Origin of the sequence: Sulfurimonas crateris (assembly GCF_005217605.1) — a bacterium.
Classification (GTDB): Bacteria; Campylobacterota; Campylobacteria; order Campylobacterales; family Sulfurimonadaceae; genus Sulfurimonas; species Sulfurimonas crateris.
The window spans coordinates 157,206-172,185 of the sequence record NZ_SZPX01000005.1 but is presented as its reverse complement, the minus strand read 5'-3'; the positions used below and the strand labels follow the sequence as shown (position 1 = coordinate 172,185).

The 14,980-nt window shown below is 38.7% G+C and carries 16 protein-coding genes and 2 tRNA genes; 10 read left to right on the top strand and 8 right to left on the bottom strand.

Annotated features, from left to right (window positions below; translation table 11 throughout):
• Window positions 1–251 precede the first annotated feature (251 nt).
• From FCU45_RS07585 to mraY, 7 genes are all read right to left on the bottom strand, one after another.
• Entirely contained in the window at window positions 252–914 is a 663-nt protein-coding gene (locus FCU45_RS07585; RefSeq protein ID WP_137013923.1) for a metallophosphoesterase, read from the bottom strand.
• 3 nt (window positions 915–917) lie between these two features.
• On the bottom strand, window positions 918–1,736 hold the full coding sequence (locus tag FCU45_RS07580; protein WP_137013921.1) for a metallophosphoesterase: 819 nt from the start codon (window positions 1,734–1,736) through the stop codon (window positions 918–920).
• Window positions 1,737–1,954: 218 nt separating this feature from the next.
• Window positions 1,955–2,030, bottom strand: a tRNA-Phe gene (locus FCU45_RS07575).
• 136 nt (window positions 2,031–2,166) lie between these two features.
• A tRNA-Phe gene (locus tag FCU45_RS07570) sits at window positions 2,167–2,242 on the bottom strand.
• 46 nt (window positions 2,243–2,288) lie between these two features.
• On the bottom strand, window positions 2,289–2,861 hold the full coding sequence (purN, locus tag FCU45_RS07565) for a phosphoribosylglycinamide formyltransferase (RefSeq protein WP_137013919.1): 573 nt from the start codon (window positions 2,859–2,861) through the stop codon (window positions 2,289–2,291).
• The gene (gene murD / locus FCU45_RS07560) at window positions 2,861–4,060 is read right to left on the bottom strand and encodes a UDP-N-acetylmuramoyl-L-alanine--D-glutamate ligase (RefSeq protein WP_137013917.1); all 1,200 of its coding nucleotides are present in this window, start codon (window positions 4,058–4,060) and stop codon (window positions 2,861–2,863) included. Before murD ends, purN begins: the two co-directional genes overlap by 1 nt.
• The gene (gene mraY, locus FCU45_RS07555; RefSeq protein ID WP_137013915.1) at window positions 4,060–5,121 is read right to left on the bottom strand and encodes a phospho-N-acetylmuramoyl-pentapeptide-transferase; all 1,062 of its coding nucleotides are present in this window, start codon (window positions 5,119–5,121) and stop codon (window positions 4,060–4,062) included. The genes murD and mraY overlap by 1 nt, the downstream gene beginning before the upstream one ends.
• 88 nt (window positions 5,122–5,209) lie before the next feature.
• On the opposite strand from mraY, the gene gpmI reads away from it, so the two are divergent.
• From gpmI to thiD, 6 genes are all read left to right on the top strand, one after another.
• On the top strand, window positions 5,210–6,685 hold the full coding sequence (gene gpmI / locus FCU45_RS07550) for a 2,3-bisphosphoglycerate-independent phosphoglycerate mutase (RefSeq protein ID WP_137013913.1): 1,476 nt from the start codon (window positions 5,210–5,212) through the stop codon (window positions 6,683–6,685).
• A gap of 127 nt (window positions 6,686–6,812) precedes the next feature.
• Window positions 6,813–7,559 (top strand): 3-oxoacyl-ACP reductase FabG, encoded by a 747-nt coding sequence (fabG, locus tag FCU45_RS07545; RefSeq protein WP_137013911.1) that lies wholly within the window; start codon window positions 6,813–6,815, stop codon window positions 7,557–7,559.
• Between the two features lie 25 nt (window positions 7,560–7,584).
• A complete protein-coding gene (locus FCU45_RS07540) occupies window positions 7,585–8,532 on the top strand; it encodes a YbgA family protein (protein WP_188109217.1) in 948 nt (315 codons plus the stop codon).
• Window positions 8,529–9,860 carry a cryptochrome/photolyase family protein gene (locus FCU45_RS07535; protein WP_137013907.1) on the top strand — a complete coding sequence of 444 codons (1,332 nt, stop codon included), beginning with the start codon at window positions 8,529–8,531 and terminating at the stop codon, window positions 9,858–9,860. Before FCU45_RS07540 ends, FCU45_RS07535 begins: the two co-directional genes overlap by 4 nt.
• 76 nt (window positions 9,861–9,936) lie before the next feature.
• On the top strand, window positions 9,937–10,992 hold the full coding sequence (locus tag FCU45_RS07530; RefSeq protein WP_137013905.1) for an EAL domain-containing protein: 1,056 nt from the start codon (window positions 9,937–9,939) through the stop codon (window positions 10,990–10,992).
• 9 nt (window positions 10,993–11,001) lie between these two features.
• Window positions 11,002–11,772 carry a bifunctional hydroxymethylpyrimidine kinase/phosphomethylpyrimidine kinase gene (thiD, locus tag FCU45_RS07525; RefSeq protein WP_137013903.1) on the top strand — a complete coding sequence of 257 codons (771 nt, stop codon included), beginning with the start codon at window positions 11,002–11,004 and terminating at the stop codon, window positions 11,770–11,772.
• Here the strand turns inward: thiD and FCU45_RS07520 are convergent.
• Window positions 11,769–12,026, bottom strand: coding sequence for a hypothetical protein (locus FCU45_RS07520; protein WP_137013901.1), 258 nt, complete (start codon window positions 12,024–12,026; stop codon window positions 11,769–11,771). The two genes, thiD and FCU45_RS07520, sit on opposite strands and share 4 nt — an antisense overlap.
• A gap of 148 nt (window positions 12,027–12,174) precedes the next feature.
• On the opposite strand from FCU45_RS07520, the gene FCU45_RS07515 reads away from it, so the two are divergent.
• From FCU45_RS07515 to FCU45_RS07500, 4 genes are all read left to right on the top strand, one after another.
• Window positions 12,175–12,681, top strand: a complete 507-nt coding sequence (locus tag FCU45_RS07515; protein ID WP_170175838.1) for an SRPBCC family protein — start codon at window positions 12,175–12,177, stop codon at window positions 12,679–12,681.
• A 34-nt stretch (window positions 12,682–12,715) separates the two neighbouring features.
• Window positions 12,716–12,979: a hypothetical protein gene (locus tag FCU45_RS07510; RefSeq protein WP_137013899.1), complete on the top strand. Its 264-nt coding sequence runs from the start codon at window positions 12,716–12,718 to the stop codon at window positions 12,977–12,979.
• 110 nt (window positions 12,980–13,089) lie between these two features.
• Window positions 13,090–14,532 carry an ABC1 kinase family protein gene (locus FCU45_RS07505; RefSeq protein WP_281276909.1) on the top strand — a complete coding sequence of 481 codons (1,443 nt, stop codon included), beginning with the start codon at window positions 13,090–13,092 and terminating at the stop codon, window positions 14,530–14,532.
• 83 nt (window positions 14,533–14,615) lie between these two features.
• Complete coding sequence (locus FCU45_RS07500; RefSeq protein WP_137013897.1) at window positions 14,616–14,972, top strand: hypothetical protein; 357 nt, start codon at window positions 14,616–14,618, stop codon at window positions 14,970–14,972.
• The last annotated feature ends 8 nt before the right edge of the window (window positions 14,973–14,980 follow it).

Genomic DNA, 14,980 nt, shown 5'->3' with positions numbered 1-14,980 from the left:
TTCTTTGAGCTCATCAGGATAAGTATATTTAACTTTTATCAATAAAGCGGACATGCGACAAATGAAAATTCACAAACGAAGAAGAGATAGCGAAAGAGAGTTGTTTTAAGGACAGATAATCAATGTCCGCCGCACTAGAATTAAGCACGCTTGTGTTCAATTTCTTGAATATTGTCCCAATTTAACGGGCAGTACGCGCACTTGTGATAAAATTTTATCAAATAACAGAGATATAATGTCAAAAAAAATTGCTATGTTGATATAACCTTCAAAGAGGGATAGTGAATAGCGCTTAATGTACCTAAATATTTGTTGTTCTCATAAACAGCACCCGTATCAATCATTGCGTACGTGTTAGTTATAACAGCGTCATAAACAGGCATATGCCCAAAAATATTAAAGATACCGTTTTTAGCTTCCTTTTCCTCATCAAAATATTCACTTTTGTTCATGTGCCGCCAGAGGATATCCTCTGCATCATCTTCAGAGTATATATGCTCTTGATTTACCCATATATGATGAATATAAGAGTGAGACACGACCAAGGGAATATGCCCCTCTATCTCATAATACAGGAAATAAGGAAGGGTTTTGAAATATTCAATATGAGCTTTAAAAACTTCATCACCAAATTCAGCATAGGAACTTAATGTTTCTAAACCACCGTTATGAAACCAATACTCTTTATCTTGCTTACTTTCATCTGACTTTATCATCATCAATTCGTGGTTGCCAAGCACACAAAAATAACCACTATTTATTATAAGCTCAACAACTTTAGCAGAGTCTTCACCTCTGTCAATTAGGTCGCCCGTAAAACAAACAACGGCATCTTTAGGAAGTTTACTCAGCAGTAGTATTAACTTGTCATATTCACCATGAACATCACCGATAACCCAAATACCTTTTTGCATATTTTAAACCTCAATGCTCTTTATTGTTGCAGTTCTATCGCTAAAAGCGTTTACATGACATTTTATACCTGCAAACTCATAAGAAAAAGAGTCATGAGTGTGTCCAAAAATCCAATGCTTTGCTGTTGTTCCCCTCAAGAACTTATGACCGTTAAAACAGAAAAAAGTATTTGTTTGCTGTCCTGAAAACTCTTGTGATAGATGTTCGTTTAAAAATGAGGGGTTTATATGCGTGATCATCACATCGCACTCTTTGTAAACCATCTCTATTTTTGGAATTTCAAGATAATACAGATCATCAAAGTTCACTAAACCCTCTGTCATTGAAAAATCAGGCATACAATTTTTCCACATCTCATTATTTGATTTTAAAGGAAAATTCCCAAAGGGATACTTATACTTCAAATAAGCGTCGCTGTACCAACCCATAGCGCCACCAAACTTTACATCCTCTATCTCGATTATATTGCCATCAAGACAATACAGACCATCTTCTGAGTTGATTAAATCAATGAGCTCTCTAGCCCTTTCGAATGAATCTTCATAATCATCTTTAGCAATTAGTCCGTCTAGATAATAATCATGATTGCCCAAAACGCAGATAATGGCTTTATACTTATAAAGCTTTTTTATCATTTTTAAGAGAATTAGATTTTGATTATTGTGATGTCCTAAATCTCCGGCAACAACTAATACGTCGCCTACAACTCTATCATTATGTAAAAAATAGTTGTCATAAACCTTTTTTACATCTCTATCGGAGTTGTTAAATTGTTTAAAGTAATAGTCAAAGTGCAAATCGCTAAGTATATCTATCTTCATTTTTACGCCAGCTCTTTTTTGTTACATAATTTAGTAATTTTATCTAAATTTCTATTTTTGAAATAATGATGTCTCTAAAACTCAGGCTGCAAAATTATTCTGATTTGTATAGAAAACGAGTTGTAAGTTAACGGATAAATTGCGGTAAATATTTATAAAACAGGATTGCAAACAAGATAAGATAAGAAAATGAAATATTTGGATTTTTTATAAAGAGGTGGTGGCTAATCTCGGAATCGAACCAAGGACACGTTGATTTTCAGTCAACTGCTCTACCGACTGAGCTAATTAGCCATTAAGTGCTTGAATTTTACCTGTTTTTCATGCTAAAAAGCAACCTGTAGTAAAATTGTAGTAAAAAAACTTTTTTACTGAAACTTAAAGAACTTTTTAAAAGTCTTTGAAACCTCTTATTTTAGGAGTTCTAAAGTGGTGGCCAATCTCGGAATCGAACCAAGGACACAGTGATTTTCAGTCACTTGCTCTACCGACTGAGCTAATTGGCCATCTTTTAAAGAGCGCAATTATATCTTTTAGGGACTGAAAGTAAACTTACAGAGTGCTTTCTTGAATCTTTTTGAAGAGTTCGACTATTGAGATCTGTTCGAGTTTTTTTATCTTTGTCTCTAGCGAATCTACACTCTCATCTTCACTTAGAGTTACTCTTGTTTGTAAAAGTATCTCGCCCTCGTCATAGTTCTCATTGACCCTGTGAATCGTAACACCGCTCTCATTTTCACGGTTCTTTATAACAGCTTCATGCACTTTGCGGCCGTACATTCCCTCTCCTCCATACCTTGGAAGAAGTGCAGGGTGAGAGTTTATGATGTTGAACTCTCTTGTTAAATCGCTGGAGAGCTTTTTCATATATCCTGAGAGGAAGACATATTCGCAGCCATACTCTTTTAAAAGAAGCGCTATTTTTTCATCTGGATTTGCATCTGTTTTTGAGTTTATGACAAAGTTGTCAATGCCGTAATCTGAGGCACTTTGTAAAACCGAAGCATTTTGGTTGTTCGATATTACTAAGACAAGCTCAATGTTTAGCTCTTTTTTGATCACCGCTTCATAGAGTGCGTTAAAACCGCTTCCGTTGTGTGATGCAAGTACCGCTACTCTTATCATCAGAGCTCTTTTACTGCATTTTTAAAGACGTCGCCTCTATGTGCGTAGGAATTAAATTCATCAAGACTTGCCGCAGCAGGAGAGAGCAGGGCGACTTCATCATCTTTTAGGTTTTTATCTATCTTTTTTACGGCATCCACCAAGTTTTCACAAAGAGTGTATGCAACATCGTATTTGCGTGCCAGATCTGAGAGCCTCTCTTTGTTTGAGCCTATATTGTAGATCTCAACATCACAGCCTTTAAGAAACACAAAGAGTTCGCTAAGGTCAACTCCTTTGTCGTCACCGCCCAAAATAAGGTGTATATGCTGTTCTTTATAGCGCTTTAGCGCTACTACGGCAGCATCAAGGTTTGTCGCCTTTGTATCGTTTACCCATAGACGGCCTCTGGAGTCTCTTAGCTCCTCCTGTCTGTGCGGATCGATGACAAAGGAGTTGATCTTTTCATAATCGACACGATCAAAGAGTATCTTCTCTACCGCCATCGCCAAAAGCGCGTCCATCAAAAATGCGCCTTTGAAATTGACTCTATTTGCATCTATCTCAAAGCGTGATGCCAGATCGCTCTCATCTTTGTAGCTGATGATATGAGCTGCTGTTTTTACATCTTTGTATGCTTCGGGGATTATCGCGATCTCTCCCTCTTTCATCATTGTAACGGGCTTTAGCTTTGCCTGTATGTACTCATCTATGTTGCCGTGCCAGCTTAGATGATCCGGTGTTATGGGAAGCAGGACATATATGTTGGGTGCGGCTTGGTTTGTGTAGTGAGTGGTAAAGGAGCTTGTCTCAAGTATCCACAAACTCGCCTCAGTATCTAGTTCGCCAAGTGGGGTTCCGATATTGCCGCCCGCTACGGATCCTCTCTCTTTAAGCAGATGCTGCATCATCTGTGTTGTTGTTGTCTTGCCGTTTGTTCCGCTTATCCATACAGACAGAGGTGCGCTCTGGGCAAAAACATCATACTCGCTTATGAGGTTTTTTGCTCTTTGTATAAGCGGGTTTGACGGAGGGATTCCAGGGGACGTGATCTGTAAGTCGGAGTATTTTGGGTCAAACTCTGATGAGGGTTTTACTTTAAAGGCGTTCTCGTCTGTAAAGGGTTTTGTGCATTTGTCATCATAAAAGATCGCGTTAGGATATTTTTTTGTCAGCGCCTTTGTGGTTTTGCCGTAACCAAAGAGAGAAACTCGTAACATCAGCGAATCTTTAGTGAGATAAGGGCGATGATGTTGGATAAAATGGCGATAATCCAAAATCTAACGATTATCTTGTTCTCCGCCCACTGTTTCATCTCAAAATGGTGGTGGATCGGCGCCATCAAAAAGACTCTCTTTTTTCTGAGCTTGTAACTTCCGACTTGTAAAATGACAGAAAGTGTCTCAATAACAAATATCGAACCGATTAGAAGAAGTAAGATCTCGCTTTTTGAGATGATAGCAAGGTAACCCAAAAATGCACCGATAGTTAGTGAGCCGCTGTCTCCCATAAAGACCTCTGCAGGGTGGCAGTTATACCACAAGAACCCAGTAAGCGCTCCGATGAGTGCACTAGAGACAATCGCGACTTCCCCGATATTTATGTTTGGCATAAGAAGGTATGAGCTGATGACTGCATTTCCTGTTATGTAGATAATAATGCTAAAAGATGTAAGAGCTACGATGGATGGAACGGTAGCAAGTCCGTCAAGACCGTCAGTGAGGTTTACCGCGTTTGATGTCGCGATAATCACGATCACCCAAAAAATAAGCGCATATCCGCCCATATCGCATACAGGATTTTTAATGAACGGCAGATAAAGATTGGTGTTGAAATCTGAAAAAATGTATAAAAATCCCGTTATAAAAAGAGCGGAGATTATCTGCAGAAGCAGTTTTGTCCTAGCTTTTAGACCTGCAAGGTTCTCATTCTTTTTGATCTTTGCGTAGTCATCTTTAAAGCCGATAAGAACAAATAAAAATAGAGTCGCAACAGCTCCGATGGCATAGGGGTTGGAAAATTTTATAGTGATTAAAGATGCAAGAATTGTTGAAAATATAAAGACTATCCCGCCCATGGTCGGTGTTTTTGCTTTGCCCTGATGACGCTCGGGCGCCCAGTTGTTTATAGGCTGGACACTTGATGTCCTCTGTGCCCATCTTATAAATCTAGGAAGCAGATAGAGAGTAAAAAAAAGAGCCAAAAAGAAAGATATTCCGGCACGAATGGTGATATATCCAAGTAGATTGATGTGAAAAATTTCTGAAAGCCAGTAAAGCAAAGTAAGTAGTCCTTATAAATAAAAATGACATTATAGTATAATTGCATAAAAATTTTGTTAGAAGAAGAATTAGAACAAGGAGTCAGAATTGACAAAAAAAGCTCTCTTAGTCATAACGGACGGTATCGGTTACTGCTCAAAAACGGAGTCTAATGCGTTTTATAACGCAACGAAACCGACGTATGACAAACTCTTTGAGAACACTCCTCACTCGCTTATTGACACTTACGGATTAAGTGTCGGGCTTCCTGAAGGACAGATGGGAAACTCTGAAGTCGGGCATATGAGTATTGGAAGCGGAAGAGTTTTATACCAAGACTTGGTAAAGATATCATTAGCATTAAGCGAAAACAGATTTAAAGAGAATAGTGAATTTAAAAATCTTTTGGAAAAATCAGACAGACTTCACCTCATAGGGCTTATGAGTGATGGCGGTGTTCATTCGCATATAGACCATTTTATGGGCATAGCAGATATTGCTGCACGTGAGGGCAAAGAGGTTTTTTTGCATCTTATAACTGATGGCAGGGATGTATCGCCCACCTCCGCTAAAAAATACCTAGAACATGTGAGCAAGCATGTTGGTCAAAACACAAAAATAGCTACGATCTCAGGACGTTTTTACTCAATGGACAGGGACAACCGTTGGGATAGAGTCCAAAAAGGTTACGAAGCAATCGTAAATGCGACACCAAAAAGCGGTATAAGCCCTGCAGAGTATATCGATGCTTCTTATGCAAAAGATGTTACCGATGAGTTTGTAGAGCCTGTAGCATTTAGCGGTTATGACGGTATGAGAGATGGTGATGCAGTTTTGACGATAAACTTTAGAAGCGACCGTATGAGAGAGCTTGTAACTGCACTGGGAGATAAAACGTTTAACGGATTTGAGCGTGATTTTAAAAAGCTTCATATAGCGACCATTACGGAGTATGACAAGAGCTTTTCATACCCTGTGCTTTTTAGAAAAGAGGTACCTAAAAACACTCTCTCGGAAGTTATCTCAAAAGCCGGTCTTAGACAGCTTCACACTGCAGAGACGGAAAAATATGCACACGTCACGTTTTTCTTCAACGGCGGCATAGATGAGCCGTATGAGAATGAGACTAGGATATTAATTCCCTCTCCAAACGTAAAGACTTACGATGAAAAGCCGCAGATGAGCGCGCCTGAAGTCGGCGAAGTAGTTTTAAAGGCGATGGATGATGAGTATGATTTTGTGGTCGTAAACTTTGCAAACGGTGACATGGTAGGACACACTGGAGATTTTGAAGCGGCAAAGATCGCGGTAAACGCCGTTGATACCGAGCTTGGAAAGATTTTAGCCAAAGCTAAAGAGAAAGATTACGCCGTTGTCATCACCTCAGATCATGGAAACTGTGAAGAGATGAGAGATGATGAGGGGCACATTTTAACAAATCATACGGTCGGAAAAGTGTGGTGTTTTGTTGAGGCAGAGGGTGTTACAAAAGTACAAAACGGAGCGCTTAATAACATTGCGCCGACTGTTTTAAAACTTATGGGTTTAGAGATTCCATCCGAGATGGATCACAGTTTAATATAAAATTTTACTCTAAACAAATTCGCTTAGGCTTCACCGTGGGTACCCCAAAGCTAAAGCTTTGACCCTTCGGTTGCAGAATCGCTCATTTTGTTTGAGCAAAATAAAATTAATAAAAAAGGAAAAATAGATGAAATTTAGTGGAAAAAATGTTTTAGTAACGGGTTCAAGCAGAGGTATCGGTGCAGAGATCGCAAAGGTTTTGGCAACTTACGGACTTAAAGTTTGGATCAACTACAGAAGCGGTGCGGCGGAAGCTGATGCCATTAAAGATGCAATAGAGGCGGCAGGTGGAAGTGCGGCGGTTATCGGTTTTGACGTGAGCGATGAGAATGCGTTTGTAGATGCGATTAAAACTATCGTTGATTGCGATGGCGAACTCTCTTACCTTGTGAACAATGCGGGAATCACAAACGACAAACTCGCACTTAGAATGAAGAGCGAAGATTTTATGTCGGTAATCAACGCAAATCTTCTCTCATGTTTTGTGGGATGTCGTGAAGCTATGAAAGTTATGAGAAAGAAGAAGTTCGGCTCAGTCGTAAATATCGCTTCAATAGTTGGCGAGACAGGAAATGCAGGACAGACAAACTACTCTGCAAGCAAGGGCGGTGTTATTGCCATGAGCAAGAGTTTTGCACTTGAAGCGGCATCTAGCGGCATCCGTTACAACGCAATAACTCCGGGCTTTATTGCAACCGAGATGACGGATGTTTTAAGCGATGAGATAAAAGATAGCTTTACATCTAAGATCCCGATGGGACGTTTTGGAAATCCTGCTGAAGTTGCAGAAGCAACGGCATTTTTACTATCAGACCATTCAAGCTATATCACAGGCGAGACACTGAAGGTTAACGGCGGAATGAATATGGCGTAAGCCAAAACAAAAATAGGAACAAATTATGAAAATAGCAGTCTCGGCGTGTTTACTTGGTGAAAAGGTTAGATTTGACGGCGGGCATAAACATGACAGGTTTGTTACCGATGAGCTTGGACGCTATGCCTCTTTTGTTCCGTTTTGTCCTGAAGCTATAGCTTTTGGCACTCCAAGACCATCTATAAAACTTGTAAACAGAGATGACAATATTGCTGTTATTTCAAACAAAGACGGCACGGATTTAACTCAAAATCTTCTTGACAAATCATATGATGAAGTTCACAGAATTGCAAATGAGAATCTGGGCGGCATAATATTTAAATCCCGCTCTCCAAGTTGCGGCCTTGGAAGCACTGTGGCATATCTTGACAACGGCTTTGCAGCCTCAAAAACCGATGGTGTTTTTGCGAGCGTTTGTAGAGAAAAATTTCCTCTTTTGCCGATGGAAGAGGAGGGGAGGCTTCAAGATGCGTGGCTGAGAGAAAACTTTGTGATGCAGCTTTTTGCGTATGATGCGATAGAGAAGTTAAAAGAGAGCAAACCGACCATGAAAATATTGGTTGATTTTCACACAAAAAACAAATTTTTGCTTCAGGCAAAAGATGAGAAGTTATATAGAGTTCTTGGGAATATCGTAGGCAATCATGAAAATCTACCTTTTGATGAACTATTTGCAAATTATGAGCATAACTTCAAAGTTGCCATTTCGCAAAAAAGCTCGATAAAAAGAAACAGAAATGTACTAGAACACATGGCAGGTTTTTTCAAAAATGAGCTAAGTTCAGTTGAGAAAGAGGTTCTGCATGAGCAGATAGATGATTATGCAAAAAAGATAGTTCCTATCATCACTCCGCTCTCAACAATCAAACTCTACGCTAAAAAGCATAATACAACTTATCTTTTATCTCAGACATTTTTAGAGCCCTACCCAAAAGAGCTCGCTCTTCGTTCAAGTTTGCTTAGCGCCAAATGAGACGTATTCTCTGGTTTAGAAGAGATCTAAGGGTTGAGGATAATCCGCTTCTCAGTTTTGGAGGAGAGGTTCTCCCCATCTTTATATTTGATGAAAATATTCTCAAAGAGTTGTCAGAAAACGATAAAAGAGTCACTTTTATATTTCATTATGTTGTAAAGTTAAAATCTGACCTGCAAAAAGTGGGGCTTGACCTTAAGATATTCTACGGCAAGCCTGAAGATATCTTTGAGGAGTTGAAAGGCTTTGATGAAGTCGTAGCATCTGGAGATTATGACTCTTATGCAAAAGAGCGCGACATAAAGATCTCTAATATATTGCACTTTCGTTACCTAAGTGACACATACATCTTCAAGCCAAAAGAGGTGCTAAAAGATAATGGTGAACCCTACTTCGTTTTTACCCCTTTTTACAAAAAAGCCAGAGCAATTCTTTCGCATAAAAATATAGATGAAGTAAAAATAGCAGAGCATATTTTGGCACAAGAGGATTATGAGGGGATCCAAATAAATGGCAAAAAACTCCCGTTGGAGCTTGAAAGTATAGGGTTTGAAAAACAAGAGATCGAGATAATAAACCCGCATATAAAACTGGATAATTTTTTAAAAAAGATGGACAGGTATCAAGAGATGCGGGACTACCTGTCAGTTGATGCAACTTCAAGTTTAAGCGTTGATCTGCGCTTTGGAACAATATCTATAAGAGCGGTTTTAAGAGCTCTTTTCTCTTTAAAGAGAAAAGATATAGAGCCATTTATCAGACAGCTAATCTTTAGAGATTATTACGCTTACCTCCTTTTTCATATACCGACTTTAGAGACTCAAAACTACAAATATAACTTCAACGGCATAAAAGATGAGCAAAAATTCAAAGCCTTTTGTGAAGCAAGAACGGGTGTTCCTATCGTTGATGCAGGCGTGCGTGAGCTGCTCTATACCGGAGAGATGCATAACCGCGTACGCATGGTAGTTGCTTCTTTTTTTACCAAAGATCTGCTTCTTCCTTGGCAGTGGGGAGAGCGGTTTTTTGCATCGTATCTGCTTGACTACGACCTAGCCAGTAATGCTCTTTCATGGCAGTGGAGCGCTGGAACTGGAGTCGATCCGCAGCCCTACTTTAGGGTGTTTAATCCCTACCTGCAGAGCAAAAAGTTTGACAAAGATGCTCACTATATAAAAAAATGGCTACCTGAACTGGTAGATATCGCTCCAAAGTTTCTGCATGATGAAATATATCTTTTAAACAACACAACTCCCGACTACCCAAAACCCATAGTTGTGCATAAAGATGCGGCAAAAAAAGCGGTTGAACTCTTCAGAGCAAAATAATAAATCGACAAAAAAAGAGTACCAAATTTTTCTAGGAGAGAGTAGAATACAAAATTCATTATAAATTGGAGAAGAAATGAGTTGTCAAAAATGTCAAAATATTCAACCACTTACTAATAAGAGCGGCAATCTACTCATCAGTTGCGCAGTTGCTGAACTTGCTGATATTATGGTTGAGTACCTCACAAAAAGAAACATTGTCTACGAGCTAGAAGATAAGCGTACTATTTGGGCAAATATTGATACATTAGCAGATACTATTTCCGATATGTGCACCACTCATTTTACAAGTAAAGTTTTAAGAGATGATGTCAAAATGCTCTTTTTGGAGTCCTTTGAGACACTTACTGCATCGGTACTTATTCGTATGAAAACATTGCAACAGTACAAAGACCTCTTAGGCAGCCAAAAACTCATTGAAATCATAGAAGATGGGCTCCTTACGACTCATTTTCAGCCTATTATTGATATTAAAACAAACACTATTTACGGTTACGAATCACTCGTGCGCGGTGTAAAAGATGATGGTTCTTTGATATACCCCGACAAGCTTTTTGGATGGGCAAAAGATGGAGATATGCTTTTTTATCTCGATAGAGCATGTCGCGAAACTTCTCTAAAAACAGCGGCAGTGAAAAATATCCATGCAAAAGTGTTTATAAATTTTATTCCAACTGCCATATATGACCCAAGCCACTGTTTACAATCAACGGTTGAATGGGCAAAACAGCTAGATTTTGATCCAAAAAATATTATTTTTGAAGTAGTTGAGAGTGAACATGTAGCTGACTTAGAGCACCTTAAATCCATTTTAGATTTTTATAAATCTCAAGGCTACATGGTTGCACTTGATGACGTGGGAAGCGGTTATGCATCACTAAATATGCTAGCAAAACTTCGTCCTGACATTGTTAAAATTGATCGAGAAATTATTGATAGCATCGATACAAACAAAATGAACCAGTCTATTTTTAAAGCGATTGTTCAAATTGCAAAAGAGAATGATATTATTGTCCTGGCAGAGGGCATTGAGAGAGCCGAAGAACTTGCATTTTGTGCAAAAGAGGGAGCGGATCTTGCTCAAGGATACTACTTTGGCAAGCCTTCGGCAGAACCTAGAAGAAAGCTATAGGGAGCAAATATGCAAGTAGTTATGAGCATTGCCGGATCAGATAGCGGCGGCGGGGCTGGAATTCAAGCAGATTTGAAGACATTTGAAGCGTTTGGAGTTTTTGGAACGACCGCAATAACTGTTATGACAGCGCAAAATACACTAGGAGTTGACGCAATTTTCGAGCTTCCAGCCTCTTTTGTAAAAGAGCAAATCGATGCAATAGCAAATGACTTCGATATTGCTGCCGTTAAAATCGGTATGCTCTACTCCAAAGAGATCATCGAGGTTGTGAGGGAATTTATTGCAACACTTGATGTTCCCGTAGTGCTAGATCCTGTATTTATCTCAAAAGCTGACTCAAAGCTACTAAGAGATGATGCTATAGAGGAGATGAAAATGCTCTTTAAGTACGCTACTCTTCTTACGCCAAATAGTTATGAAGCGTATGCTCTGTTTGGTTATAGATTTGGAGACACACCCTCTCTTAAGGCTATACATGAGCAAAAGTGTCCGATTCTTGTAAAAAACCATATCTTAGAGCTTCCAAACGGAGTGGCAAGTATTGACCAACTCTTCTTTAGGCACCAAAAGAGAGTTTTTCAAACTCCGTTTTTGGATAGTGACAACACTCACGGCACGGGATGCTCCTACTCAAGTGCGATTGCGGCAAATCTTGCACTCGGACATACGCTTGAAAAGTCTATAGAGATTTCCAAAAATTTTATCTATAAAGCTATACTAAACGCTCCAGATATCGGTCATGGTGCAGGACCAATCAACCATAAGGCTGGAGTTTAAAACTCCCTGCTTGGCTCATAAAGAAGTTTGTATTTTTTAGAGTTTAAAAGTACAACAGACTTTAAAATATAGTAGAGAATATCCTTCTCTTTGTTGTATATAATGCAGTTGAACTCTTTTATGGTTCTGTGTTTGAGCTGGTAGTAGCAAAAAGCAAATAGAGTCCATTTATTCTGCTTTGTAATCACAAAACAGACATCTGCATCTCTTGAAGCGGCAATCGCAGCAGTTTCTATATCTTTTGTTCTTAGCATGACGACTCCTTTTTTTAGATTATTTTATTGCAATAAAAGATATTTTGGTACCCTTTTTATGTCTATTGATATCAACTGACATTTTTAAACTACAAATAGACTTTTTAAAAGAGTATAGTTGTTCTTTAGCAAAGAAAAAAGGAGGCTTATGGATAATATTATTACAAAAAAAGCAGAAAATAATGTGAAAATATTTGAGAAGAGTTCACGAATGGAGTGTGATATAGAGGCACTTTTTGATTTTCATCTTGACTTGAACAACCTTAAAACCATTACTCCAAAAGATACTAAAGTAACTCTTTTAGAAGAGATGTTTACCCCGAAAAAGGGGGATATCTTAAGGCTTAGGAGTGCTAAGGGCTTTATTTCAACTACTTGGGAGGTAGAGATAAGAGAGCTGCAAAGACCGAATCTACTTTTGGATGTCGCGCTTAAATCCCCTTTTAAACTCTGGAAACATTCACATATTTTCAGACAACTCGAAGATGGAGTGTGCGAACTCACAGATAGAGTTGAGTATGAACTTCCATTTGGCATATTTGGTGCATTGTTTTATCCTGTTACTCAGAAAGAACTTGATAAATTGTTTACTTACAGACATGATGTAACAAGAGATATCCTAGAGACAAAGAAGAAGATTGCAGCTGCAATCTAATGATTTTAGTTAAATTACAAAAAAGGAAAAAAAGATGTTAAAAGATTTACTATACACAGGCATAGGTGCCGCGGTTGTTTTAAAAGAGAGAGTTGAGGCTGAGGTAAAAAAACTTCAAGATGAGGGCAAGATTAAAACTGATGATGCCAAAAGCTTTTTAGACTCCATCGAGGCAAAAGGAAAAGAGGAAGAGCAGCGTATAAAAGAGCAGTTTAAGAGCGCGCTCAAAGAGGTTATAGATGAGCTTGGCGTTGCTACAAAAGCGGATTTAGAAAAACTAAAAGAGGATCTAAAATAAAAACGTTTTTCAAAAATTTGGCTCTCTACTCTCCTGCAAGGGTGCTTAGGGTATTCTCTTTTTTGCTTACTATCTACTTGGTGATCAAGAAAAAAGAGAGTTTTTTGATGATGAAGCCTTTGGGAGCTAGAGAGCTTAAAGAGACCATTACTATCCTTGGAGCAAGTTTTGTCAAACTCTCGCAGGTTTTAGCAACAAGAGCTGACTTTTTTGACAAAGAGTATATATCTCAGCTTAAAGAGCTTCACGACCAACTCCCTCCTATGAGAGAGGATACCTTTAGAGAAGTTTATGCAAGAGCCTTCAAAGATGAGCCATTTGCCCGTTTTGACTCAAAGGCTATTGCATCAGCTTCTATCGGACAGGTGCATCTGGCTTACACGCATGATGGGCAAAAAGTAGCAGTAAAGCTCAGACGCTTAGGCATAGAGCAAAGAGTCAGAGCCGATATAAGGATCATCAGCACTTTTAATGCTCTTTTTCGCCCGCTCTTCTCGCACACCACCAAAAACTCTATAGAAGCCGTTATAAGTGAATTTGCAAAGATGATTTTAGAGGAGGTGAGCCTCACTCAAGAGTTAAGAAATCTGCAAAAATTTGCGTCTGTTTATAAAAATTCCGGTGTAAAATTTCCTACACCACTTGTTACACTTTGCAGCGATGACGCTTTAGTTATGAGTTACGAGGAGGGTTTTCGCTTTGATGATAAAGAAAATATCTTCAAACACAAAATTGATTTTCGCTCCATCATCGCAAAGTTAGTTGATTTCTACACAACCCAGATGCTCATAAACGGCTACTTCCATGCAGACCCACATCCTGGAAACCTGCTTGTAAGTAAAGAGGGTGAGTTGATACTGCTTGATTTTGGCATGGTAAAAACGGTGCCAAATAGCTCAAGAGTTGCCATCATAGAGCTTTTAAAAGCGGCAAATGAGCAGGATTATGAACGCTACATTGCCGCTTCGAAAAAATTAGGAACGGTTGCCTATGAAGCTCCCGTTGCTGAGTTAGCAGAGTTTACCTCTAAAATGTTTGAGATATTCTCAAATGACAATCTAAGCAGCGAGTCCATGCAGCAGTTAGCTTTTGAGGTCTTAGAATCCACGCGCGGTCTGCCGTTTAAACTTCCAAGCGATGCTATCTACATCTTACGAGTAAGTGCTATCATAGAAGGATTGGGGACAACTTATATAGAAAATTTTAACGGCATAAAAGATATCTTGCCAATACTACAAAAAAATATTCCACGAGCGCTAGGGGCAAAAGATAGTATTATTGAGACGATTATAGATGAGATAAAAGAGATCCCTTTTATAGCAAAAGATCTCAAATCTGCTCTTAAAAAGATAAGCCAAAATGAGCTTCAAGTCGAACTCTCACTTGATCAGTTGGAGTGGATAAAGAGAGATCTAAAAGAGAGTCAAAAAGCAACTGCTATCTCCTTTTCACTTATGCTTTTGGGTATCTTTGCCATTTTATACGATAAAGAGTTAGATACTCTTGCTGCGGCACTTTTTGCTTTTGGCATTGCAAGAATTTTGTATAAATGAGAAAAACCCACTTAAACTGACAAAATTAGGGTACTAGATTCTATTTTTTTAATATAAAATAGAGTTAAAACAAGGAGATACAGATGCCGCATATAGTTTTAGAAAATATCAACTCTACAAAAGAGGCTTTTGATGTAGTTGAGCCGTTTGCCAACAAGATAGAAGGCGGCATGTTAAAGGTTTTGGACAAGTATATAAATGCAACTCAACAGACCTCTCTTATAGAGGCTCTTGCTATTGAAAATGGAAAAAACCAGAGTTTTTTTGTGCAGCTTACACAAAAGCCATCAAGTCTGACCGTGAGACTTTTGCCTTTGACAGATCCTGAGAAAACAGACGGTGTAAAAACGATAATGGCTCTTATTGCAAAGCAGATCAAAGATAAAAATCCTGCAATAAGTTACGGAAAAAATAATTTGGCAGATTTTTTGATCGATTAGAGCTTTGT